The following is a 20822-nucleotide window of genomic DNA, read 5'->3' as shown; positions in this document are numbered from 1 at the left end:
TCCTCGGAGTAGTTCTTGCGGGCCATGGTCCTGATCATCTCGCTTCCCCAGCACATGGCTGGATTCAGCGTGTCCAAGAACCAGGGTCAGGGCCCTTACGCACTCCTGAGGGCTTGAACAGGAACCGGTGTGCTTCACCCGTTATCGCCTGTTCAAGGCCCCCGCCACGCGAACGCCCCCGCCACGCGAACGCCCCCGCCATGCGAACGCCCCCGCCATGCGAACACGCCCAGCCGTCCGCCGAGGGCGAGGTGTCGGGGTCGTTGATACCCGGGGTTTCTTCGGATGGGTTGTGGCCGGCGCGCGCGTTGGGCGGACCTGCACCACTCACCAACCTCGCATCGCGCGGCGGGCTGACGCTCAAGCAGTGCCAAGAATCCGGCATTGAGACGGGTTAGTGAGTGGTGCACGTCCGGCTGTACGCGAACGCCTTCCGGCAAGGGGGCCAAGAGGCGTCGGTCTGGCTCAGTCGTCAGGAGTGGCGAGGGTTTGGGTGAGGTGGGTTTGTTCTTCGGGCGTCAGGTGGACGGCGAGGGAGGCCAAGGCGTCGGGGAGGTCTGGGAGGGGACCTCATCGCCGCCTGATCGGTCTGGCCGCGGCCTGACCGGCTTGACTCACTGCTGTTCGCCGAGCTCCTCGAACAGCGTGAGCTGGATGCCGCCGGGGGTTTCGAGGCGGGCGTTGAGTGAGTTCCACGGGGTGCGGGTCGGTTCGGCGATCACTGTCGCGCCGTTGCCGGCCAGGAGCTGGGTGGTCGCGGCCGAGTCCTCGACCTCCAGCGCCACCCGGTACTTCCCGGCCACTCGCCGCCCGACCTCCACCCGGTCGATGAACTCCGCCTGGTTGCGATCGGCGAGTTCGAGCGTGGCCCGTTCGACGTCGAGGATCATCACCCGGCCATCCTCCGTCGAATACGACTCCCGCTCGGGCAACCCGACGACGTCGCGGTAGAACGTCACCGCGGCGTCGTAGTCGTCCACCGTCACCACCAACCGAAGCTCCTTGACACTCATGCAGTCAGTATCTACAACCGCGAGACCTGGTAGTGCGTGATCAGCCAGCCCTCGTCGGTCCGGCGCAGCAGCACACTCAGGTTGACGGTCAGCGTCGGCCGATCGGTGAACGTGAAGTCGACGGTCAGGTAGCCGAGGATCAGGTCGTCGGCGAGTTCGCGGGTCTCCACCACGCGGTACTGCGGTGACAGTCCGATCGGCTGCGCTGCGTAGTACTCCGCGACGGCATCACGTCCGACGCCGTACGGGTGCAGTCCCTGGAAGATGGCGTCCTTCGTGAAGAGGGCGGCGACACGCTCCGGATCGTGGTCGTCGATGCCCGACTTCCACTGCTCCAGGACGGTGTTGAGGATGTGGTTCATGCGAGTCTCCTTAAGGGTTGGCGGACCGGCAGCGCGGCGATCGCGGCCAAGCCGACGACGCCGGTGCTGACGAGGAGCGCCTGGTGGTATCCGTTGTGCAACAGAGGTTCGACCAGCAGCGGGCCGGCGATCTGACCGAGGCTGTAGCCGGTGGTGAGAACGGCGATCGCGTGCGGTACGCCGAGTTCGGCGCCGAGCGCGATCGCGAGGTTGGCGACGCCGAGGAACGTGGCGCCGAAGAGCGCGGCGGAAACCAGCGCCGCGGCCGTGGTGGGAACGATCGCCGGCAGCGCGATGCCGACCGCCTGGACGATCAACGCGCCGGGCAGCAGCGCCGAACGCGACCGGCGTCGACCGAGCCGCGCCCACCAGGCCGTCGACGGTACGGCGGCTACGCCGACGACGATCCAGGCCGCTGCGCCGATCGCTCGACCGCCGGTTGTCTCGGACGCCGTTTCGTTGATCGCAGCAACAAGAAAGGTACCGGCGATGATGTAACCGATGCCCTCCAAGGTGTAACTGGTGAGCAAGGCAACAAACTGACGAGAGATCGGCCTGCGCTGGACCGTTGGGGGCGCTGACGATCCCGTCAAGTGCCACGCCGGCAGTGCGCAGCTCGCCGTGAGCACGGCGGCGATCCACCACGCCGTACGCCAGGAGCCGCCGACCAGGACCGCCCCGGACAACGCGATGCCGACGCCGACTCCGCCGAAAACCCAGCCGAGGTAAGGACTCCCAAGCACCGCGCCGACCGCGATCACGAAGATCAGCGCACTGGCGGCTCCGGCGACGACACGCAGGCCGAGCCAGAGCGAGGGAGCCACCGGCATCAACGCGAGCGTTGCCGTCAACGAAACCAACGACAACCGGAGCGCCCAGCGGGAGTGCAGGAGCCGCGGAGCGACGACCGCCGCCAGCGCGCCGGCGAGGTAGCCGGTGTAGTTCGCTGTGGCGAGCGCCGCTCCGAGGCGCGGCGACAGGCCGGCCTGAGCGTGCATCAGCGGCAGGATCGGCGTGTAGGCGAACCTGCCGATCCCCATCCCGCCGGCCAGCGCGGCCGCTCCTCGACCCGCCAGCGCCGCCGCTGTCGGACCAGCCGCCGTCCGACCCGCCGCTCCTTGACCCGCGGGGCGCCGTTGCGTCATGTCACTGACCCGCCTGCTGGCCGCCGTCGACGTGCAGGATCTCGCCGGTGACGAACTTCGTGTTCTCCAGGAACGTGACCGCGTCGACGATCTCCTCGATCTCCCCGAGCCGGCCGACCGGATGTAGCGCGGCCAGGAAGTCGTGCGTCTCCTCCGGGTGCATCGGCGTCCGGATGACCCCCGGGGCGACCGCGTTCACACGGATGTTGCGGGTCGCGTACTCGGTCGCCAGGGACTTCGTGGCGGAGTTGAGCCCGCCCTTGGTGAGTGCGGCGAGGACGGCCGGCACGCTGCTGAAGCCGCGGTCGGCGAACGTGGTGGTGATACTGACGACATGGCCGCCTTCGGCGTTGTCCAGCATCGCGGCGATCGCCTGCCGGGTGACCTCGAAGAAGCCGCGCAGGTTGAGGGCGGTGACGGCGTCGTAGTCCTCGTCGGTGTAGTCGGTGAACGGCTTCGCGACGAAGACGCCGGCGTTGTTCACCAGGGTGTCGATCCGGCCGAAGGCCTCCAGGCCCTGCTCGATCACGCGGGTGCCGGCGCCGGGTTCGGCGAGGTCGGCCTGGACGGCCAGGATCTCCGGGTCGTCGGAGGGCTGGATCGAGCGTGAGTTCGCGACCACGGCGTACCCGAGCTTGCGGTACGCGATGACGAGTCCGGCGCCGATGCCCTGCGAGGCTCCGGTGATCACGGCGACTTTGCGGTGGTTCATGGTGCTCCTGTTCGTGGAATCCCCGAGTGGATGTAGTTCGAGGGTGGTCGAACAACTGTGGGTTTTCCACGACCGGTTCGCTCCCAGCTGGGAGGCTCGGCCTACTACGCTTCGGTCGTGGAACTGCGCCAGGTGCGGTACTTCGTGGCCGTCGCCGAAGAGCTGAACTTCGGCCGCGCGGCGACCCGCCTGCGGATCGCGGGGCCGTCGCTGTCGCAGCAGATCAAGTCGCTCGAGCGTGACCTCGGGGTGCCCTTGTTCGACCGCGATCGGCGGACGGTGCGGCTGACCTCGTTCGGCGAGACGCTGCTGCCCCAGGCGCGCGCGTTGCTCGAGCAGGCGGACGCGTTACGCCGTACCGCTCGAGGATTCGCGGCCAGCGAGCCGGTGCGCCTGGGGTACGTGAGCTGGCGGCCGGCGGACCTGAGTGAGCGGGTGACCGGCATCGCGCAGCTGCTGGTCGACACCTGGGTGATGCCGTCGCACACGCAGGCAGCGCGGGTCGCGGACGGGAGCATTGATCTCGCGATCTGCTGGGTGCGCGCGACCGACCTGGCCGAGCAGGAGCTGACCGGGGCGCTGCTCGGCGCGGACCGCCTCTTTGCGGTGTCGATCGGGGATTCGTCGCCGGTGCGCGCGCAGGACACGGTCGTGCTGGTCGACGCGGATACCGAAGCGTGGGCGTCGTGGAACATCTACGCGCTCGAGTTCGCCCGGGAGGCTGGCGCGTCGGTGGAGCGGATCGACGACCACGGCATCACCGGCCAGGCGTTCTACGAGCATGTACGCCGCCTGCGCCGCCCGGTCGTCAGCTCACCGAAACGCGACGCGACGCCGCTGCCGCGCGGTTTTGTGCGCCGACCGGTCGTCGACCCGGTGCCGGTGTGGACGTGGGCGCTGGTGTCCCGGCGCGACGAGCAGCGCCCCGCCGTACTCGCGACGATCGAGGCGCTGACACGGGACGTGAAGGTCGAGTTCGATCCGGATGCGTGGCTGCCTGCGGACGACCCGTTCAGCGGATGACGGATCGGAGCGTGAGCCGCGGGCGGCCGGCGTAATTGTGATGGCCTGGGGATCCGGCTACCAGGCTTTGGTGAGCGCTGAGGTGCTGGGGGAGGGCGTCAGGCGGTAGCCGGTGTGGGCGGAGAACTCGGCGGACAAGCCGAAGCGGTCGCCGCGGACCAGGGTGTGACGCCACTCGACCGGTCGGTTCTGGGACGTGCCCTGCCGGATGATCGAGAAGGCCGCGGCCTCGGGCGGGCAGTGCAGGAGTGCGCGCTCGGCGGTGGTGGGAACGACGGCGCGGATGTCCTCGCGGCCGTGGTCGAGCGTGATGCCGGCGCGGACGGCGAGCTCGTTGTAGAGGCTGGTGTGGGTGAAGTCCGCGGCCAGCAACGGCTCAGCGAGTGTGGCGGGCAGCCAGACGCGGTCGAGGGCGAGCGGCTCCTCGCCGGCGTACCGGACGCGTTCGAGATAGAGCAGCGGACTCGACGCCTCGAGGTCGAGGCGGGCCGCGATCACCCCGTCGGCGTGGACGTCGAGCGCCCGGACGACGCTGTGCTGCGACAGACCGGATTCCTCGACGGACGAGAACAGGCTGTACAGCGCGCCCATCGGCTGCCGGATCTCCGGCGCGGTGGCGACGCGCGGCTGGCGGCCGCGTTCGGCGACGATCAGCCCGTCGGCGCGCAGTTGCGCCAGCGCCTGGCGGACGGTGTGCCGACTGACCGCGTACTCCTCGACCAGCGCGAGCTCGCCCGGAAACGCGTCGTCGAACTCGCCGGATCGCAGCCGCCGGACGAGGTCCGCCTGCAACTGCTTCCAGAGCGGCTCGCCGCCGCCTCGTTCGAGTGTGCGCACGCAGGTTCCCTTCGGAGTTGCCAAATGTCCGGTCATCTCCTACCGTCAATGTACGTACATTTCGGACGAGAGGCGACCGGTCAGTGGTGCAGCTTGAGGTTAGGCCACCGGGCCCCGACCGCGCCGCCACTGCCGCGCACTCTCGGCTCGATCCCGTCGTACGGCGGCTGCGTGGCCTCGGGATCGTGCTGGTGCTGACCGCGATCGCCGTACCGCTCGGGCGGCTCGTGCCGCTCGTCGGCGGGCCCGTGTTCGGGATCCTGCTCGGGGTGATCGCGGGCAGCGCCGTACCGATGTTGCGCTCGGAGGTCTGGCGTCCCGGGTACGACTTCGCCTCGAAGACGCTGCTTCAGCTGTCGATCGTCGTCCTCGGCACCGGGTTGTCGCTGCAGCAGGTCGCGCAGGTCGGTGTCTCGTCGCTGCCGGTCATGCTCGGCACACTGACGCTCGCGCTCGGCGGCGCCTGGGTGTTCGGGCGGCTGCTCGGCGTCCGCGGGGACACCCAGACGCTGATCGGTGTGGGCACGGCGATCTGCGGTGGCTCGGCGATCGCGGCCGCAACCGCGGCGATCGGTGCCAAGCGGTCGTCGGTCGCCTACGCACTGGCGACGATCTTCACCTTCAACATCGTTGCCGTACTCACCTTTCCGCCGCTCGGTCATCTGCTCGACCTGAGCCCGGAGGCGTTCGGGTTGTGGGCCGGTACGGCGGTCAACGACACGTCGTCCGTGGTCGCGGCCGGATATGCGTACAGTCAGGCGGCCGGCGACCAGGCGATCGTCGTCAAACTCACCCGTTCGCTGACGCTGATCCCGATCGTGCTGACGCTGGCCGCGCTGAAGATCCGGCGCGAGAACCGCGCCGCCCGGGCGCTCGATGCCGTGGGCAACGGATCGTACGAAGGGTCGACGGCCTCGCTGCGCCGGCCGCTGCCGTGGCGGAAACTCGTTCCTTTGTTCCTGATCGGTTTCCTGGCGGCGGCCGGTCTGCGGTCCGCGGGCGTCGTACCGACGTCCTGGCTGCCGACGCTGTCCGTGATCGGGACCGTCCTGATCACGTCGGCGCTGGTCGCCATCGGCCTGTCCCTGCGGCCGCGCGAACTGCGTGACGCAGGGCCCAGGCCGCTCCTGCTCGGAGCGGTGCTCTGGGCCCTGGTCGCCGGCGGTTCGCTGGTGCTTCAGTCCTTCTCGTAGGCCGCCTGACGCTCCTGGATCGCCTTGATCCGCGGTACGTCGAGCTTGTTGCTGCGGTCGAAGTTGTAGATGCCGTTCTCTTCCTGGAACACATCGGTCAGCTGCGTGTAGCAGTAGCCGAACATCAGCTCGTTGTCGAGCAGTGCGTCGACCAAGCCGGCGAAGCGGGTGTAGAACTCCTCCTCGTCGGCGACGCGCTGACCGTAGCCCCAGGAATCCGCCGAGTTTCCGGACTTTCCGGCGGCCGCCTTCTCGGCGTTCCACCAGATGCCGCCGAACTCGCTGCAGAAGTACGGCTGGCCGTCGTACGCCAGGGAGATCGGCCGGCTGTCGGGGCCGGTGTTGCCGTACGGCTTGTCGTTCACCAGGTCGGCCATCTGCCGCGCGAACTCCGCCGGGTCCTGCTCGTAGTTGTGCGAGTCCCAGACATCGGTTTCCGGCACCCGGTGGCTGTAGCCGGACGCGTCCAGGACCGGACGGCTGGTGTCGGCGGCCTTGGTGGCCAGGAACATTGCGCGAGTGACGTCGTCGAGCTGCGTGATCCGATCGTGCAGCAGCTGGTGCGTCTCGTTCAGCGGGCACCAGCCGACGATGCTCGGGTGGCTGTAGTCGCGCTCGACGGCCTCGAGCCACTGCGCGACGTACGACGCGGTCGGCTGCTGGTTCTCCTTGTCGGTGTTGCCGACGCCGGAACCCCAGTCGCCGAACTCACCCCAGACCAGGTAGCCGAGCCGGTCCGCGTGGTACAGAAACCGCTCCTCGAACACCTTCTGGTGCAGCCGCGCGCCGTTGAACCCAGCCGCCAGGCTGAGCTCGATGTCGCGGACCAGGGCCTCCTCCGACGGCGCGGTCATCAGGCTCTCCGGCCAGTACCCCTGGTCCAGCACGAGCCGCTGGAACACGTGCTTGCCGTTGATCAGGATCGCCTTGCCGTTGATGCTCACCGAGCGCAGACCGGCGTACGAGTCGGCGCCGTCGACGACGTTGCCCTCGGCATCGATCAGTTCGAGGCGAACGTCGTACAGGTGCGGGTCGGTGGTGTCCCAGAGGCGGACGCGGCCGGCCGGGACCTGCAGCGTCAGGCGCGGTGCGAAGTCGAGATCGGCGCGAACCTCTCCGGTCGTGATCTCACCGTCGGCGTCCTTCAGCGTGGCCTTGATCGTGTAGCCCGGCTTGTTCGCCGAGACCGGGACCTCGAGGTGGAAGGCGGAGCCGGCCACATCCGGGGTGATCCGCGGGCGCTTCAGGTGCACCGACGGCACGGCCTCGAGCCAGACGGTCTGCCAGATGCCCGTCGTACGGGTGTAGAGGCAGGTGTGGTTGTGGTAGAGCTGGCTCTGCTTGCCCCGGGCCTGCGGGCCGCGGTGGTCGTCGCGGGCGCGGACGACGATCGTCGCCTCTTCGCCGGGGCGGGCGACCTTGCTCAGGTTCGCGCTGAACGGCGTGAAGCCGCCACGGTGCCGGACCACCTCCGTGCCGTTCACCCACACGGTGGTGTCGTGGTCGACGGCCTGGAAGTGCAGGACGGCGTCCTTGCCCTCCCAGTCCGCGGGGATCGTGACGGTGGTGCGGTACCAGACCGCCGCCATGAAGTCGACGTCCTCGATCCCGGACAGCTGGGTCTCCGGTGCGAACGGTACGACGATCCGCTGCGCCAGTTCGCGCTCGGGCAGGCCGCGCTCCAGTCCGGAGTCCGACCGGTCGATCTCGAACTGCCACTCGCCGTTCAGGTTCAGCCACTCGGGCCGAACGAACTGCGGACGCGGGTACTCCGCACGAGGCTGCGTCATGTGCTACTCCCGTGATGCTGGGGGTCAATGGGCGGGACGACTGCACTTTACAACGTTGAAATAGGCCCGGCAACGGGCAGTTTCGAGGGCTGGAATTATCCCCTGCAGCGACTTCACGAAGCAGTGCGTCCCGGGCTGGTCGACGTACCTCCCCAACGGCGCCGTCCGGGTGTACCCGCTCGACTCGTACAGCCCGATCGCCGCCGACTGGAGCTCGCCTGTCGTCAACCGCATCACTTGGTGCCCCGCCGCGCGCCGCGTCCTCGAGCGCGGTCAGCAGCGCCCGCGCAAACCCCCGGTTACCTCGCTACCACCAGGTCACCTCCCACAGGCGCGGTCGGCTTCCCCCAAGCCAAGGTGACCTTGCACAGGCTGTGCCCTGTGCAAGGTCACCGCCGCGTGTGGGAGGTCACCGTTGTCTGTGCAAGGTCTCATTTTGCACCGCCGGTCGACCCTGCACGCGGTGAGGTCACCTTTCACAGGGGCGGTTGGCCTACCCCAGGCCGAGGTGACCTTGCACAGGCAATGCCTTGTGCAAGGTCACCGCCGCGTGTGGGAGGTCACCCGCCTGTGCAAGGTCACCCTCGCCTGTGCAAGGTCACCGCCGTGTGTGTGAAGTCCCCTCGCCTGTGCAAGGCCACCCGGATGCGCGGTACTTCGCGGTGCTTGACGGGAGTCGTCGGGCGGTGGGGCGTGGTGCGGTGCGGGTGTTCGAGTCCCGGACTGGGGTGCTAAACGATGCAGCGTCTCTGAAGGTACCGACACGTCGGTGGGCTCCGCGGGCACGCTGGCGTGGATACTGCGCTCGGCCGTCCAGGACGGTTGCCGTGGTCAACCAATCTGATCGTCGCCGAGGTCCTGGTACGGCCGGCGAGATTTAGGCGCGACCCCCACCGTGTATATCGTCACCCGCACTACAATCGGACGAAGGAGATCCGGGTGACGCTCCCCGCGCCGGTGCAGGACCTGTGCGACCGCTTTCTGGTTTTGGCGGAGCAAGAGTTGCCCGATGGGCTGCTGACCGGGCTGTATCTCTGTGGCGGCGTGGCGTTCGGTGAGTGGGCACCGCGGGAGTCCGATGTCGACTTCGTCGCCACCGTTTCCCGCCGGCCGGACGGGGCCGAGGTCGAGGCCCTGCGGGCCATCCACAACCAGCTGCGCAAGTACTCCTCGACCCGGTTCGACGGCCCGTACCTGCTTGCCGATGACCTGGCCCGCGATCCGCGCGCCGTGCCGCCGGTGCCGGAAATGCTGTTCACCGGCAACCTCGAGACGATCGTCTCGGGATCTCGCATCATCACCTGGCACGAGCTCGCCCGCGCCGGCGTCACGATCACCGGCCCGGAGCTGTCCACGCTCAAGATCTGGACCGACGAGAGCGCGCTACGCGAGTACACCGTGGACAACCTTGACACCTACTGGCGACGCAACGCCGAGGGTCTGAGCCGGGCGACCCCCGACAGCCTCCCGGCGGACGACCGCGAACGCGACTACCTGCTCTCGCACTGCATCCTCGCATCCGTGCGGCTGCAGCACCTGCTGGTTACCGGTGAGATGACCGCGAAATCACGCGCAGGCCGCTGGGGCCTGACGTACTACGACGAGCGCTGGCATCGGGTCCTGACGGAAGGCCTCCGGCTCCGCGACGGCGGCAGCACATCGACGTACACCGACCAGACCGAGCTGCTCACAGACGTCCGCGACTTCCTGACCCACGTCGTCGAAACCGGCACCGGCAAACCGGTCGTCTCACAACCCCAGTAGACGCGAGCCGTTCACCGAGCAGACGGCGCGGAGCCAGTTGTCGCCCAGGTTCAGGGATTCCAGGGCCTCCAGTTGGACGGCGTACTCGTACGGAATGTTGGGGAAGTCGGAGCCGAGGACGATGCGGTCTTGGAGGTCGGCGAGGCGGGGGATGAGGTCGCGGGGGAAGGGCATCAGGTTCTCGGTGAAGGGGGTGAGAGCCATGGTGGTGTCGAGGTGGACGTTCGGGTACGACGTGAGCGCGAGGTGTTCGGCGTACTCCGGCATACCGAGGTGGGCGATGACGGCGGTGAGTCGCGAGTGGCGGCGGAGTACTTCGCCGAACGGACCTGGACCGGTGTGGCGGCCGGAGATGGGGCCGGAGCCGCAGTGGACGACGACCGGGGTGCCGGCTTCGGCCAGTTGGCCCCAGACGTCGTCGAGTTCACCGGTGCGCGGGTCGTAGTCGCCGACCTGGACGTGGACCTTGAAGATCCGCGTTCCGAGCTCCAAGGCCTCGCGGACGTACCGCGCCGCGGACGGTTCCGGGAAGAACGTGCCGCTCGGCACGCATCCGGGTGTCCGGGCAGCGAAGTCACGGGCCCACACGTTGAGCGACTCCGCCATCCCCGGCTTGTGCGGGTACACCAACGCCGGGAACGCCCGAACCCCTAAGGAATCGAGGGTTTTCAGCCGCTCCGCGACCGACGTCCGGTAATTGATCGGCCACTCGGTCCCGTAGTGCGCCGGCGCCTGGTCGAAGTACGCCCAGACCGCGTCCATCATCCGGTCCGGCAGGAAATGCACGTGCACATCCACCAGTCCGTCGATTCCCAGTTGCCGCCACCACGCCGGTACCTCCGCATCACGCACGACCTCAGCCTAGACGTCCGGTACGGCGCGGCGCGTCAGCCGAAGTCGTCGGGGACGATCCGGAGCTTCTCCGCGATCCGGATGAGCGCCTTCTGGTCGGTCGCGCTCAGCGAGTCGAGGACGGTACGCCGTACCGACCGCAAATGCGTCGGCGCTGCTGCCTGGACGAGGGCGAAGCCGGCGTCGGTGAGTTCGGCGAGGGTGTAACGGCCGTCGGCGGGGTCGGGGGTGCGGACGATCCAGCCGCGCTGTTCACAGCGTTTGACGACGTTGGACAGGCGGGAGACTGATCCGCTGGCGAGGAAGGCGATCTCGCCCATTCGCAGCTTGCGATCTGGGGCCTCGGAGAGGCGCGATCGTGGCCTCCGGCAACTGAACGGCCTGGCGGCGAGCAGGCAAGCCGACGACTGCTCGCCGCCGAGGAGCCAGCAGGCGGCGTTCACCCCAGCCCGAGGGAGAACTCCGCGATGACAGCGGCGAGCAGGAAGGACGCGGTGATGGCGACCAGGCCGACCGGGATGATCTTCCAGCTCACCGCCTTCAGCAACGCCATGTCCTTGCCGAGGCTGAGTCCGGCGAACGTCAGCGCCACGCAGCCGACCGAGAGGAAGTCGATCGAGGCCACGGTCTTGGCGAGATCGGCCCCGATCGGTGAGTACGGACTCGAGATCAGCGCGCCGATCGTGGTGATCCAGATGATCGCCGCGATCTTGCGTGTGAGTCGGGCCAGCACGAGACCCAGCACGAGCAGGGTGACGAGGATCGCGTAGCCGCCGACGATCGTGCGGCTGATCCCCTCGGCGAACACCGATGCGGTGGCGATGCCGGCCACGGCCAGGATCGGGATCGAGACCCAGTACCGCAGTTCGACGGGTGCGGCGGCCGCGGCGACCTGCTCGCGGAACGCCCGGTTCTCCGCGGTCTGCCGCGTCGCGACGGTACGGCGCCTGGTGAGGAAGCGGTAGAACCGGTCGGCGAGAGGCAGTGCGATGTAGATGCCGACGTACACGCCGAGGATGGTGGTGATCAGGTTGGAGACGGCGGCCATCGCGAGGACCTGATCCTCCTGACCGGGATACGCCCCGACGATGCTCGCGGCGGCCGCGGCCATCATCGAGCCGGACCCGACGCCGGCGCCCATCGCGAGCGCGAGCGGGTCGAAGAGGTCGAACGAGACGATGAACGAGGTCAGCAGCGTGATGTACACGGCGCCGAAGAGGGTGCCGAACACGTACATCGCGAGCACCCCGCGGTACTGGTCGGAGTCGGGACCGTACCGCTCGTTCACCATCGGGAACGCGGGCTCGCGGTCGAGGGAGAACGTGGCGCCGATCGTCGCCGGCCCCATCCGCAGCAAGACGGCGATCGGCAGCGCGAGCGCGACGGTCCCCAAGAGGTGCCCGATCTCCTGCAGGAAGAGAGCTGGTCCGGCGTTGACGAGGACCTTGATGTTGGGCCCGATCGCGAAGGCGAGCCGGACGACGAGGAACAGCACAGCGACCGTGACGAAGGCCGCGGCGATGCGCTGGAAGTCCAGTCCGACCCGGTGCAGCCGCTGGAACGAAATGATCGCGCCGGCGATCAGGCCCCACACCATCGGGAACACGACCACCGACCCCGGACCGAGGTCGAGCGTCAGGGAACCGGCGAACTGGACGGCGACGGCGATCACGAAGGCGACGGCGGCGACGGGCCACACCTGCCGCAGGTCGACGGCGGTCGTGCGCGGGGCTTGCTGGGTTGCGGTCACGGAAGTCTCCTCACTGCGAACGAATCACTGCGAAACAGTGCGCGGGATGCGTCCCGCGGCGATCACGGTCTTGACGTGGGTGAGGGCGCGAATGTCGTCCAGCGGATTCTCGGCGGTCACCAGCACGTGCCCGGTGGCGTTCGGGGACAGGTGACCGAGATCGTCGCGACCCAGGCAACGGGCGGCGGTTCGCGTGACGGCTGCGAGCGCGAGCTCGGGGGTGAGCCCGATGTCGTCGACGAGTAGGGCGCTCTCCTCGGCGACGCAGCCATGGGGATTGAACGGGGTACCGGCGTCGCTCGCGGCCGCGATCGGGATGCCGGCGCGGGCGGCTCGCCGCAGGGACTGGATATTGGCGGCGTAGACCTCTTCGGCCTTGTGTACGGCGGATTCGTCGATGAACTGCTTGTTCTGCAGGATCCGCAGCTGGGCGATCCGCGTGGACACCAGCACTGCGCCGGTCGACGCCATCAGTTCGATCGCTTCGGCATCCAGGTGAACACCATGCTCGAGGGTTGTCGCGCCGGCCCGCAACGCCCGCTTCGCGCCTTCGGCGCCGATGGCGTGCGCGGCGACCCATTTGCCTTCGGCGCGAGCGACCGCCACCGCCGCGACGAGCTCGTCCTCGTCGAACGGCGCGCTGTCAGGAGCCACGCCGGGCGTCAGGACTCCACCGGTGGCGACCAGTTTGATGCCGGCGGCACCGTGGGCGAGTTGCTCGCGCGCCGCCGCGGCCAACTGCCCCTCGCCGCGAGCCTCGGTCCCCAGGTAGGAGATGTGTCCGCCGGGCGCGGTGATCGCACGCCCGGCGGCCGCGATCTCCGCTCCTTCGAGCCGGCCGCCGGCGATCTCGCGGCCGGCGACGATGGCTGCCTGCTCGGGGGCGCCGAGGTCGCGGACCGCGACGATGCCGCGCTGCAAGGACCGCAGTGCGTTGGCATAGGCCTTCAGGGCAAGGCGCTGTGGGTTCGCACCGGCGACCTCGCCGGCGAAGTCCGGGGCTCCGTCGGCCACCAGGTGGACGTGCGCGTCGATGAGTCCCGGCAGGATCGTCCCACCCGCGACGTCGACCTCATGGACGTCGCCGTTCAAGTGCGGGACGCGCGCGGCCGGTCCGACGTACGCGATCAGGCCGTCCTCGACGAGAACTGCGCCGTGGGTGATGGGCGCGGAGCTGACCGGTACGACGGTCCCGCGGAGGAGCAGGCTGCGGGGAGCGGAAGTACGCATCTGGGGCCTCGGTTCAGCCGGCAGTGGAGAAGTGGATCGAGTGTGCGCGACACCTACGACATCCGGCGTCAATACGCTTGAATGTGAACAGATCCGTACGAAGGTGGCCTTCTGATGAAACGATCCGACACATTCTCGGACCTGGATCGCCAGGTGGCGTGTGCCTTGCAGGTCAACGGCCGGGCCGGCTGGGCGCAGATCGCGAAGGTTCTCGGTGTCTCCGAGCGCACGGTCGCGCGGCGAGCCCAGCCGCTGCTCGACAGCGGGACCATCCGGGTGGTCGCGACGGTCGACACCCAGCGCATCGGCTGGGGCGAGCCGGCGCTGCTGCGGCTGCGCTGTCAGCCGGGCGCCACGCGTGGGGTGGCGATGGCCCTGGCCGAGAGCCGCGAGACGCGCACGGTGATGCTGACCGAGGGCTCCACGGACTGCTTCGTCGAGGTGGTTCCGCCGCATCAGGACTGGCTGCGGGAGTTCCTGCTGGATCGGCTGCCCGGTCTCAGTGCGGTCGCGGCGCACCACGCCCACTCGACCTTGCGGTTCTTCCGTCCTGCGCACGAGTGGCGTACGGCGGCCTTGTCGGAGCAGCAGGCCGACGCGCTGGAACGCAAAGGCCTGCCGCCGTTCGCCACCGCCGATGGCGTGGCCAGCCTGAGCGCGGAGGAGGAGAAGGTGGTCCATGAGCTCACCGCCAACGGCCGGATCCCGGTCGGTACGTTGGCCAACCGCGTCGGCGTCGCGCCCGCGACCGCATCGCGTCAGATCGACAGCCTGATCGGCCGGGGCATCGTGCGGATCCGGACCGAGGTGGACCGCACCCTGCTCGGCCTGCCGACCGAGGCGTTGCTGTGGGTCAGGGTGCGACCGTCCGACCTCGACCGGATCGGCCAGGTGCTGAGCAGGCATCCGGCGGTGCGGATGGCGGCCGCGGTGACCGGTGACTACCAGTTGTGTGTCGACCTGATGCTCAGCGGGCGCTGGGCGCTGTACCAGTTCGTCACGCAGACGCTCGGTGCGTTCGACGGCATCATCGACTTCGAGGTCCTCGACGTGCTGGCGACGATCAAAAGGGCCGGCCTGATTTTCCGCGAGCCGGGCCGGAAGCCGCACTGACCGATTCTCCGAACGCGGCCAGCGCGCCGACGACCTGGGCGATGTCGTCGGCGGTGTGCGCCGCGGAGACCTGCAGACGGATCCGGGCCCGGCCCCGCTCGACGATCGGAAACGTCATCGGCGTGACGTAGATCTGCTGCCGTCGCAGCTCGTTGCTCGCAGCAACGGCCCGCTGGTCGTCCCCGAGGATCAGCGGGACGATCGGATGATCGTCGCCAAGGATCGGGAACCCCAGTCCGGCCAGGCCGGCTCGTAGCTGCCGAACGCGTTCGCCCAGCAAGGTCAGCACATCTTCGGTTTCCAGCACGTCGAGCGCGGCCAGCGCCGCGGCCACCACGGCGTACGGCGGATTGTTCGAGAAAACGTACGGCCGGGACAGCGAGCGGACCGCCGCGCTGAATTGCTTCGAGGCGGCGACGAAGCCACCCGAAGCGCCGCCGAGTGCCTTGCCCAGTGTGCTCGTGACAACGTCGACCGCACCCAGGACGCCCTGCGCCTCCATCGTGCCGCGTCCGCCCGCGCCGAGAACGCCGGTGCCGTGCGAGTCGTCGACCACCAGCACCGCCTCGTACTCCCGCGAGAGATCCACCAGACGCCGCATCGGCGCCTGGTCGCCCTCCATGCTGAACACCCCGTCCGTGACGATCACGCGGACCGCTCCCGGTGCGTGCCGTTCGAGCTGGTCGCGCAGGTCGTCGATGCCATCGGCGTGCTCGTACGTCGACAGGTGCGACACCTCGGGCCGGACGGTACGGATCGCATCGATGATGCTCGCGTGGTTGAGGCGGTCCGAGAACACCGCCAGCGTGGTGTCGCTGCGCCGCGCGAGCTCGGCGAGTGTGCCAAAGACGGCCGCGTTCGCATTCCAGCACGACCCGTGCAGTACAGCGTCCTCGCAGCCGACGAACCGGCCGAGCCGATGCTCGAGACGTCGATGCAGCTCGGTGCCGCCGCTGAGAACTCGGGTTGCGGCCGAGCCGAGACCCCATTGCGTCAGAGCTTGGCGCGCGGCGGCGAGGACGCGCGGATGGCGGGCCAGCCCGAGGTAGTCGCAGGACGCGAGGTTCACGAATCGGCGGCCGTCGAGGTGCACCGTTCCGGGCCCCGCCCCGGTGACGAGGGGCGGGGTGGCGGGCGTGCAGCCGGCGACGGCCGCCGCCAGAACGGCCGGAATCATTGCAGTAGCTCCGCGGCGTAGAGCGCGTACACGGCGGCGGCGCGGAACAGTTCCTGCTCGTCGACGTTCTCGTTGGGACCGTGCGAGACGTCCAGGCGGCCAGCGCCGTACGCGAAGGCGGGGATGCCGAGTTGGTCGTACCAACGGTTCTCCAGGATGCCGCCGCACATCTCGAAGGTCGCGGGCCTACCGCGGACGGTTTCGACGCAGCGGGCGAGCGCGGCGCCGGCCGGGTGGTCCGCCGGTGTGCCGGCCGGCGGCTGGAACTGGGTGACTTCGACGGTGACGTCGGCGTCGACCTCGGCGGCCGCGGTGCGAATGATCGCCTGCATCCGTCGCAGTTCGGCCTCCAGATCCTCCTCGGGGTTGAAGCGGCTGTCGACGGTGAACCAGCAGTCCGGCGGTACGACGTTGAAGTTCGAGCCGCCGCCGGACCGGCCGCCGATCAGCACCATCGATCCGGTCGGGTCGGCGGGGTCCATCGGGTAGCCGGTGGGACGGTCGGCCAGTTCCGCCGCGTACGCCAGCAGCGGCTGGGCGACGTGCACCATCTGCGCGAAGGTGTTGACGCCGAACGCGGCCTGCCCCACGTGAGCTTCGCGGCCCGCAAAGCTCACCTTGAGGCTGATCGCCCCGCGCGCGGCGTTCCAGATCGCGCTGCCGCTCGGCTCCGCGGTGACCATCGCCAACGCGCTCGGGTCGATCAGGTCATGGGCCCGCAAGTGACCGGCGCCCACCACGCTGCCGGTCTCCTCGTCCGGCACCAGGTGGATGACCACGCGACCGTCACCGATCAGTCCCAGTTCCTGCGCCGCCGCGGCGCCGTACACCATGCTGACGATGCCGCCCTTCATGTCGGCGGTGCCGCGGCCGATGAGCTTGCCGCCCTGGCGGCGCAAGGTGAACTGCCCGCGATCCTGAACCGGTACGACGTCGTAGTGCCCGTGGAAGTAGAGCAGCTTGGACCCCGAACCGGCGTGCGCGCGCACGATCGCAGGGTCCTCCAACGAATGCGGGCCGGTGATGTCGATGACTTCGGGCGCGAGGCCCAGACGGTCCAGCGCGTCGACCAGGATCTTCGCGCAGTGGCCGAGCCCGGCGCCCGGCGGATTCTCGGTCTGTTCGGCGACCAGATCGGCCAGGAGACTCACCATCTCCTCGGACCGCCGGTCCAGCCATGCGGTGACGTGCTCTGCGGTTGCGCTCATGGGTTTCTCCGATCAAACAAGTCCCAGTTCTTGAAACTTTAGGGCAGTCGATCGCGTCACCGATTGCGAATTTTGGCTAGGATCCACCGTTATGAGCAATGTTCAGTCGCTTGATGCCATTGACCGCGACATATTGTTTCACCTCCGTCAGGACGGCCGGATGTCGAACACCGAGCTCGCGTCCCGGGTCGGCCTGACACCGCCGCCCTGCCTGCGCCGGGTGAAGCGGCTGGAGGACCGCGGGGTGATCAGCGGTTACCGGGCGGTGATCGACCAGGCCGCGCTCGGCCGCGGGATGGAGGTGATCGTCACGGTGGAGGTGTCCGCCACCGACGTGCAGAGCCTCAAGCGGTTCGAGGAAACCGTGGCCGGGTTCGACGAGGTGATCGAGGTCCGGCGGGTGTTCGGCGTGCCCGACTACTTCCTCCGCGTCGCGGTCGCGAACGCGGACGAGTACGCCGTGTTCCAGATGACGCGCCTGGTCACGATCCCGGGAGTGAGCCGGGTGATCTCCTACCTGACGATGGAGGTCATCAAGTCGGAGAGCTGACCTCAAGGAGCCCTCAGCACGGCGGTCAGCTGTTCTGGTCGGCCAGCCACAGATCGGTGAGCCCCTTGAAGTGGGAGTAGAACTTCTCGTGCTCGTGGGCCGGATAGGTCGTGGTGACGGTCTCGCGGAGCAGCCGGTCGAAGTCCGGGCCGGCCACCCACTCGCGGACGCGGAGGTCGAAGTCGCCGAGATGAGCGGCGCACCACTCGTGGTACTTCGTGGTTTCGAAGTGCTCGTCCGCGAGGGCGAGGTACGCCGCCAGCTTGGCGTCGTAGTCGAGTGACTCGTCGTCGGCGATCTCGAAGTACCGCTCGGTGTGCAGGTCCACCGACGAACGCCGGCCGGTCGCGAGACAGAACACCGACCACTTCACCAGCGCGCTCAACGCCCACGGGAAGTAGTAGTGCAGCGAGGTGACCGCGACGTCCGGGCAGGCGTTGGCGTAGTCGATCGGGTGCACCGAATCGCCCTTCACCAGCATCTCGCAGGAGTTGAACTCCCAGCCGAAGAACGCGTTCACGATCCGGCTGATCGCGACCGCCTGGTGGCCGGCCGACGGGGACAGGAAGTCGTGCGACACCGCGTACCGGTTGTGCATCGGCTCGTCCGGGCGGAAGTCCATCACCATCGTCTCGGCGCCGATCGACAGCGCCCGCGCGAACACGTCGTACTCGACCGTGGCCTGCAGGTGCATCAGCATCTCGCCGGAGTGGTCGTACGCGCGGTGCAGGTCGACCTTGTTGTTGATCCGGGACACGCCCCGCCAGCCGCCGCCGTCGAACGGCTTCATGTAGAGCGGGTACCCGAGGTCCTCGGCGATCGCGTCCAGGTCGAACGGCCGGTTGTACTTCGCCGACGTGTACGCCCAGCGCACGTTGTCGACCGGGTTCTTGTACGGGACCAGCACCGTTCGCGGGATCTTCAGGCCGAGCCGCAGCATCGCGCAGTACGCCGAGTGCTTCTCCATCGACTGGAACGTGAACGGGGAGTTCAGCAGGTAGGTGCCGTTCATCAGCGCGGCCTTCTTCAGCCACTCGCGCGGGTGGTAGTACCAGTACGCGAGCCGGTCGATCACCAGCCCGACCCGCACCGGATCGGTCAGGTCGAACGGCTCGATGGTCAGTCGGCGGGAGCCGAACTCGTGCTCGCGGCCGTCGATCGTGACCGGCCCGACGCGCTGCAGCAACGCCTCGAACGCCTGCGGCCAGTCCTCCTCGGCGCCGAGCAACAACCCGATCAGATGCCTGGAACGGTCAGCCACGAGATCTCCTTAGCAGAAACGCGGAAGGTGGTGGGCGAGCTGCTGCCGCCACCACGGCCAGTCGTGCGCTACGTCGTACCCCCACAGGTCCAGCTCATGCGGGATGCCCTTGTCCTTGAGTACGGCGGCGGTCGCGCGCGCCGACGGCAAGGAGCCGGTCGGATGGGTTTCCCAGTCGCCCTGGCCGACGGTGAGCAGGATGAACAACCGGCCGCGCAACCACTCGAGGTGCTCGCCGGACAGGTTCGGGAGGTAGTCGGCCGGATTGTTGAAGTACGTCGCGTCGCCGCGCTCGCCCCACGCATGCCAGCTGGCCGCGTCGTAGTTGCCGGACTGGCAGATCGCGATCGGGAACAGGTCGGCGCGTTTGAAGGCGAAGTTCAGCGCGTGGAAGGCGCCGAGGCTGCACCCGGTGGTGATGATGTCCTGCGCCCCCGGCGAGTCCGATCCGATCACCGGCACCACCTGGTTGACGATCCAGGACTCGTACAGCTCGTGCCGGCGGGCCCGGTCCTCGAGCTGGATGCTGCGATCGGACCAGCTGACGTGGTCGTAGGAGTCGACGCAGTACAGCTTGACCCGGCCGGCCTCGATCAGCGGTGCGACCGCGTCGACCATGCCGTTGTTCTCGTAGTCCCAGGCGCGGCCTTGTTCGCTCGGAAACACCAGCACCGGCCGGCCGAAATGGCCGTACCGGATCACGGTGCCGCGGCGATCAAGCCCCGGCGCCTCCAGCTCGACCTGCTCCCGTTCCATCGGCCCCACCCCAGGTCTGTCGCAGTAGCTCCGTCAGATCAGGATCCAGCACATCCCGCCAGGCTGTGAAGTTGTGCATGTCGGGAGTTTCGTCGAGGGTCGCGTCCAGCCTGAGTTCGGCCAGGTGGGCTGCCATCACCCGGTTGTTGTGCACGTTTTCCTCGGTGGCCCCGGACGTCATCGCGATCAGCGGCGTACTCGGCGCCGTGGTTGCCGTCAGCACCTGCTCGACGAACGCGGTCACCTCGGCGTAGAACTCGAAGTCCGCCTCCTGCGGATCGGTCTCCGGCGTGAAGAACGACCCGGACTGCAGGAAAATCCCGGAAAACGTGTTCGGAAACTGCCATTCCGCATGCAGTGCGGCCAGCGCTCCGAGGCTCGCGCCCATCATCACCGGCCATCGGCTCACGTAGCGCTCCCGCACCGCCGGTACGACGTACTGCGTCAGCGCCTCGGCGTACTGCGGGTTCGCGGCATACCAGAGGTTCCGCGTGGTCGGCCGGAGCAAGGCGAGGCGGAACGGCGGTAGCTCGCCGGAGGCGACCATCGCGCCCGCATAGTGCGTCAGACCGGCGTACGTCGCGAACTCCGGACCGTCGTGCGACAGCAACAGCGGCAGCTCGAACGTCGGCGCGATCCCGTCCGGCGCCCAGACCTGGACGTCGACCGGCCCGACCGGCGACTCGACGGTCTCGTCGGTCAGCGTCGACGCGATCGGGGGTACGTCGATCCACGCCGGCTCGACGTACCCGGGCAGGGGGAGCCACGAGTGCTCGCCGAACGCGCTGCCGACCACCCGCGGATTCGTCGGGTCGGTCCGCATCCCGACGTCGGCGATGTCGAAGAGGTACTCCATCCGGTGCACCGACGGGCGAGGCAGCCGCAGCTCCCAGCCGTAGTCGACCGGTTTGAACTCCAGCAGTTCCGCCGGGAGGCCGAGCTCCTGCCACAACCGGACGCCCGGGTGCGTGTGCGCGGCATCGCCGAGGCGGAAGACCACCTCGGCGCCCTCGACCGCACTTTCCACTGCTGACATCCCCTCAAGGTACCCAGCAGAAAACTGACATCCGTTGTCAGTGTTTGCCT

20 protein-coding genes are annotated in these 20822 nt (G+C 68.6%); 5 read left to right on the top strand and 15 right to left on the bottom strand.

What is annotated here, in order from left to right:
* Positions 1-614 precede the first annotated feature (614 nt).
* Genes AB0B82_RS20710 through AB0B82_RS20695 form a run of 4 tightly spaced genes read right to left on the bottom strand, consistent with a single transcriptional unit; the run spans position 615 to position 3232 of the window.
* Complete coding sequence (locus tag AB0B82_RS20710) at positions 615-1013, bottom strand: VOC family protein (RefSeq protein ID WP_360170642.1); 399 nt, start codon at positions 1011-1013, stop codon at positions 615-617.
* An 11-nt stretch (positions 1014-1024) separates the two neighbouring features.
* The gene (locus AB0B82_RS20705; RefSeq protein ID WP_360170639.1) at positions 1025-1375 is read right to left on the bottom strand and encodes an SgcJ/EcaC family oxidoreductase; all 351 of its coding nucleotides are present in this window, start codon (positions 1373-1375) and stop codon (positions 1025-1027) included.
* Entirely contained in the window at positions 1372-2520 is a 1149-nt protein-coding gene (locus AB0B82_RS20700) for a YbfB/YjiJ family MFS transporter (protein ID WP_360170637.1), read from the bottom strand. The genes AB0B82_RS20705 and AB0B82_RS20700 overlap by 4 nt, the downstream gene beginning before the upstream one ends.
* A gap of 1 nt (position 2521) precedes the next feature.
* A complete protein-coding gene (locus AB0B82_RS20695; protein WP_360170634.1) occupies positions 2522-3232 on the bottom strand; it encodes an SDR family oxidoreductase in 711 nt (236 codons plus the stop codon).
* 117 nt (positions 3233-3349) lie between these two features.
* Between AB0B82_RS20695 and AB0B82_RS20690 the strand changes: the two genes are divergently transcribed.
* The gene (locus AB0B82_RS20690; protein WP_360170631.1) at positions 3350-4255 is read left to right on the top strand and encodes a LysR family transcriptional regulator; all 906 of its coding nucleotides are present in this window, start codon (positions 3350-3352) and stop codon (positions 4253-4255) included.
* A gap of 57 nt (positions 4256-4312) precedes the next feature.
* On the opposite strand, the gene AB0B82_RS20685 is transcribed toward AB0B82_RS20690, so the two are convergent.
* Positions 4313-5092, bottom strand: a complete 780-nt coding sequence (locus AB0B82_RS20685) for a GntR family transcriptional regulator (RefSeq protein WP_360170628.1) — start codon at positions 5090-5092, stop codon at positions 4313-4315.
* An 83-nt stretch (positions 5093-5175) separates the two neighbouring features.
* Between AB0B82_RS20685 and AB0B82_RS20680 the strand changes: the two genes are divergently transcribed.
* The gene (locus AB0B82_RS20680) at positions 5176-6285 is read left to right on the top strand and encodes a putative sulfate exporter family transporter (protein ID WP_360170625.1); all 1110 of its coding nucleotides are present in this window, start codon (positions 5176-5178) and stop codon (positions 6283-6285) included.
* Here the strand turns inward: AB0B82_RS20680 and AB0B82_RS20675 are convergent.
* A complete protein-coding gene (locus AB0B82_RS20675) occupies positions 6270-8075 on the bottom strand; it encodes a sugar-binding domain-containing protein (RefSeq protein WP_360170622.1) in 1806 nt (601 codons plus the stop codon). The two genes, AB0B82_RS20680 and AB0B82_RS20675, sit on opposite strands and share 16 nt — an antisense overlap.
* A gap of 939 nt (positions 8076-9014) precedes the next feature.
* On the opposite strand from AB0B82_RS20675, the gene AB0B82_RS20670 reads away from it, so the two are divergent.
* A complete protein-coding gene (locus AB0B82_RS20670; RefSeq protein ID WP_360170619.1) occupies positions 9015-9839 on the top strand; it encodes an aminoglycoside adenylyltransferase domain-containing protein in 825 nt (274 codons plus the stop codon).
* On the opposite strand, the gene AB0B82_RS20665 is transcribed toward AB0B82_RS20670, so the two are convergent.
* From AB0B82_RS20665 to AB0B82_RS20650, 4 genes are read right to left on the bottom strand one after another with little or no spacing between them, the layout of a single operon-like run.
* Positions 9825-10691, bottom strand: a complete 867-nt coding sequence (locus AB0B82_RS20665) for an amidohydrolase family protein (RefSeq protein ID WP_360170616.1) — start codon at positions 10689-10691, stop codon at positions 9825-9827. The genes AB0B82_RS20670 and AB0B82_RS20665 overlap by 15 nt on opposite strands.
* Before the next feature lie 35 nt (positions 10692-10726).
* Positions 10727-11134 carry a MarR family transcriptional regulator gene (locus tag AB0B82_RS20660; RefSeq protein ID WP_360170613.1) on the bottom strand — a complete coding sequence of 136 codons (408 nt, stop codon included), beginning with the start codon at positions 11132-11134 and terminating at the stop codon, positions 10727-10729.
* Positions 11131-12441 (bottom strand): DUF3100 domain-containing protein, encoded by a 1311-nt coding sequence (locus AB0B82_RS20655; RefSeq protein WP_360170610.1) that lies wholly within the window; start codon positions 12439-12441, stop codon positions 11131-11133. Before AB0B82_RS20655 ends, AB0B82_RS20660 begins: the two co-directional genes overlap by 4 nt.
* A 24-nt stretch (positions 12442-12465) precedes the next feature.
* A complete protein-coding gene (locus tag AB0B82_RS20650; RefSeq protein WP_360170607.1) occupies positions 12466-13671 on the bottom strand; it encodes an amidohydrolase family protein in 1206 nt (401 codons plus the stop codon).
* A gap of 114 nt (positions 13672-13785) precedes the next feature.
* Between AB0B82_RS20650 and AB0B82_RS20645 the strand changes: the two genes are divergently transcribed.
* Positions 13786-14784, top strand: coding sequence for an Lrp/AsnC family transcriptional regulator (locus AB0B82_RS20645; RefSeq protein ID WP_360170604.1), 999 nt, complete (start codon positions 13786-13788; stop codon positions 14782-14784).
* On the opposite strand, the gene AB0B82_RS20640 is transcribed toward AB0B82_RS20645, so the two are convergent.
* Together AB0B82_RS20640 and AB0B82_RS20635 are read right to left on the bottom strand one after the other, a co-directional pair.
* Entirely contained in the window at positions 14735-15961 is a 1227-nt protein-coding gene (locus tag AB0B82_RS20640) for an aminotransferase class I/II-fold pyridoxal phosphate-dependent enzyme (RefSeq protein ID WP_360170601.1), read from the bottom strand. The two genes, AB0B82_RS20645 and AB0B82_RS20640, sit on opposite strands and share 50 nt — an antisense overlap.
* Complete coding sequence (locus AB0B82_RS20635) at positions 15958-17169, bottom strand: M20/M25/M40 family metallo-hydrolase (RefSeq protein ID WP_360170598.1); 1212 nt, start codon at positions 17167-17169, stop codon at positions 15958-15960. The genes AB0B82_RS20640 and AB0B82_RS20635 overlap by 4 nt, the downstream gene beginning before the upstream one ends.
* Before the next feature lie 91 nt (positions 17170-17260).
* Here AB0B82_RS20635 and AB0B82_RS20630 point away from each other — a divergent pair, with 91 nt between their 5' ends.
* Positions 17261-17719: an Lrp/AsnC family transcriptional regulator gene (locus tag AB0B82_RS20630; protein ID WP_360170595.1), complete on the top strand. Its 459-nt coding sequence runs from the start codon at positions 17261-17263 to the stop codon at positions 17717-17719.
* Between the two features lie 25 nt (positions 17720-17744).
* On the opposite strand, the gene AB0B82_RS20625 is transcribed toward AB0B82_RS20630, so the two are convergent.
* From AB0B82_RS20625 to AB0B82_RS20615, 3 genes are read right to left on the bottom strand one after another with little or no spacing between them, the layout of a single operon-like run.
* Positions 17745-18980 (bottom strand): hypothetical protein, encoded by a 1236-nt coding sequence (locus AB0B82_RS20625; protein WP_360170592.1) that lies wholly within the window; start codon positions 18978-18980, stop codon positions 17745-17747.
* A gap of 9 nt (positions 18981-18989) precedes the next feature.
* The gene (locus AB0B82_RS20620; RefSeq protein ID WP_360170589.1) at positions 18990-19736 is read right to left on the bottom strand and encodes an alpha/beta hydrolase-fold protein; all 747 of its coding nucleotides are present in this window, start codon (positions 19734-19736) and stop codon (positions 18990-18992) included.
* Entirely contained in the window at positions 19696-20772 is a 1077-nt protein-coding gene (locus AB0B82_RS20615) for an alpha/beta hydrolase-fold protein (RefSeq protein ID WP_360170586.1), read from the bottom strand. Before AB0B82_RS20615 ends, AB0B82_RS20620 begins: the two co-directional genes overlap by 41 nt.
* Positions 20773-20822: the final 50 nt, after the last annotated feature.

Source organism: Kribbella sp. NPDC048915, assembly GCF_040649595.1.
Taxonomy (GTDB): Bacteria; Actinomycetota; Actinomycetes; order Propionibacteriales; family Kribbellaceae; genus Kribbella.
The sequence above is the reverse complement of the archived record's forward strand: the minus strand, read 5'-3'. Positions and strand labels throughout refer to the sequence as shown.

Bases quoted from the DNA above. Each gene is read 5' to 3' on its own strand.
- AB0B82_RS20710 (WP_360170642.1), bottom strand. From the start codon at position 1,013: ATGAGTGTCAAGGAGCTTCGGTTGGTGGTGACGGTGGACGACTACGAC.
- AB0B82_RS20705 (WP_360170639.1), bottom strand. From the start codon at position 1,375: ATGAACCACATCCTCAACACCGTCCTGGAGCAGTGGAAGTCGGGCATC.
- AB0B82_RS20700 (WP_360170637.1), bottom strand. From the start codon at position 2,520: ATGACGCAACGGCGCCCCGCGGGTCAAGGAGCGGCGGGTCGGACGGCG.
- AB0B82_RS20695 (WP_360170634.1), bottom strand. From the start codon at position 3,232: ATGAACCACCGCAAAGTCGCCGTGATCACCGGAGCCTCGCAGGGCATC.
- AB0B82_RS20675 (WP_360170622.1), bottom strand. From the start codon at position 8,075: ATGACGCAGCCTCGTGCGGAGTACCCGCGTCCGCAGTTCGTTCGGCCC.
- AB0B82_RS20650 (WP_360170607.1), bottom strand. From the start codon at position 13,671: ATGCGTACTTCCGCTCCCCGCAGCCTGCTCCTCCGCGGGACCGTCGTA.
- AB0B82_RS20645 (WP_360170604.1), top strand. From the start codon at position 13,786: ATGAAACGATCCGACACATTCTCGGACCTGGATCGCCAGGTGGCGTGT.
- AB0B82_RS20640 (WP_360170601.1), bottom strand. From the start codon at position 15,961: ATGATTCCGGCCGTTCTGGCGGCGGCCGTCGCCGGCTGCACGCCCGCC.
- AB0B82_RS20635 (WP_360170598.1), bottom strand. From the start codon at position 17,169: ATGAGCGCAACCGCAGAGCACGTCACCGCATGGCTGGACCGGCGGTCC.
- AB0B82_RS20630 (WP_360170595.1), top strand. From the start codon at position 17,261: ATGAGCAATGTTCAGTCGCTTGATGCCATTGACCGCGACATATTGTTT.
- AB0B82_RS20620 (WP_360170589.1), bottom strand. From the start codon at position 19,736: ATGGAACGGGAGCAGGTCGAGCTGGAGGCGCCGGGGCTTGATCGCCGC.
- AB0B82_RS20615 (WP_360170586.1), bottom strand. From the start codon at position 20,772: ATGTCAGCAGTGGAAAGTGCGGTCGAGGGCGCCGAGGTGGTCTTCCGC.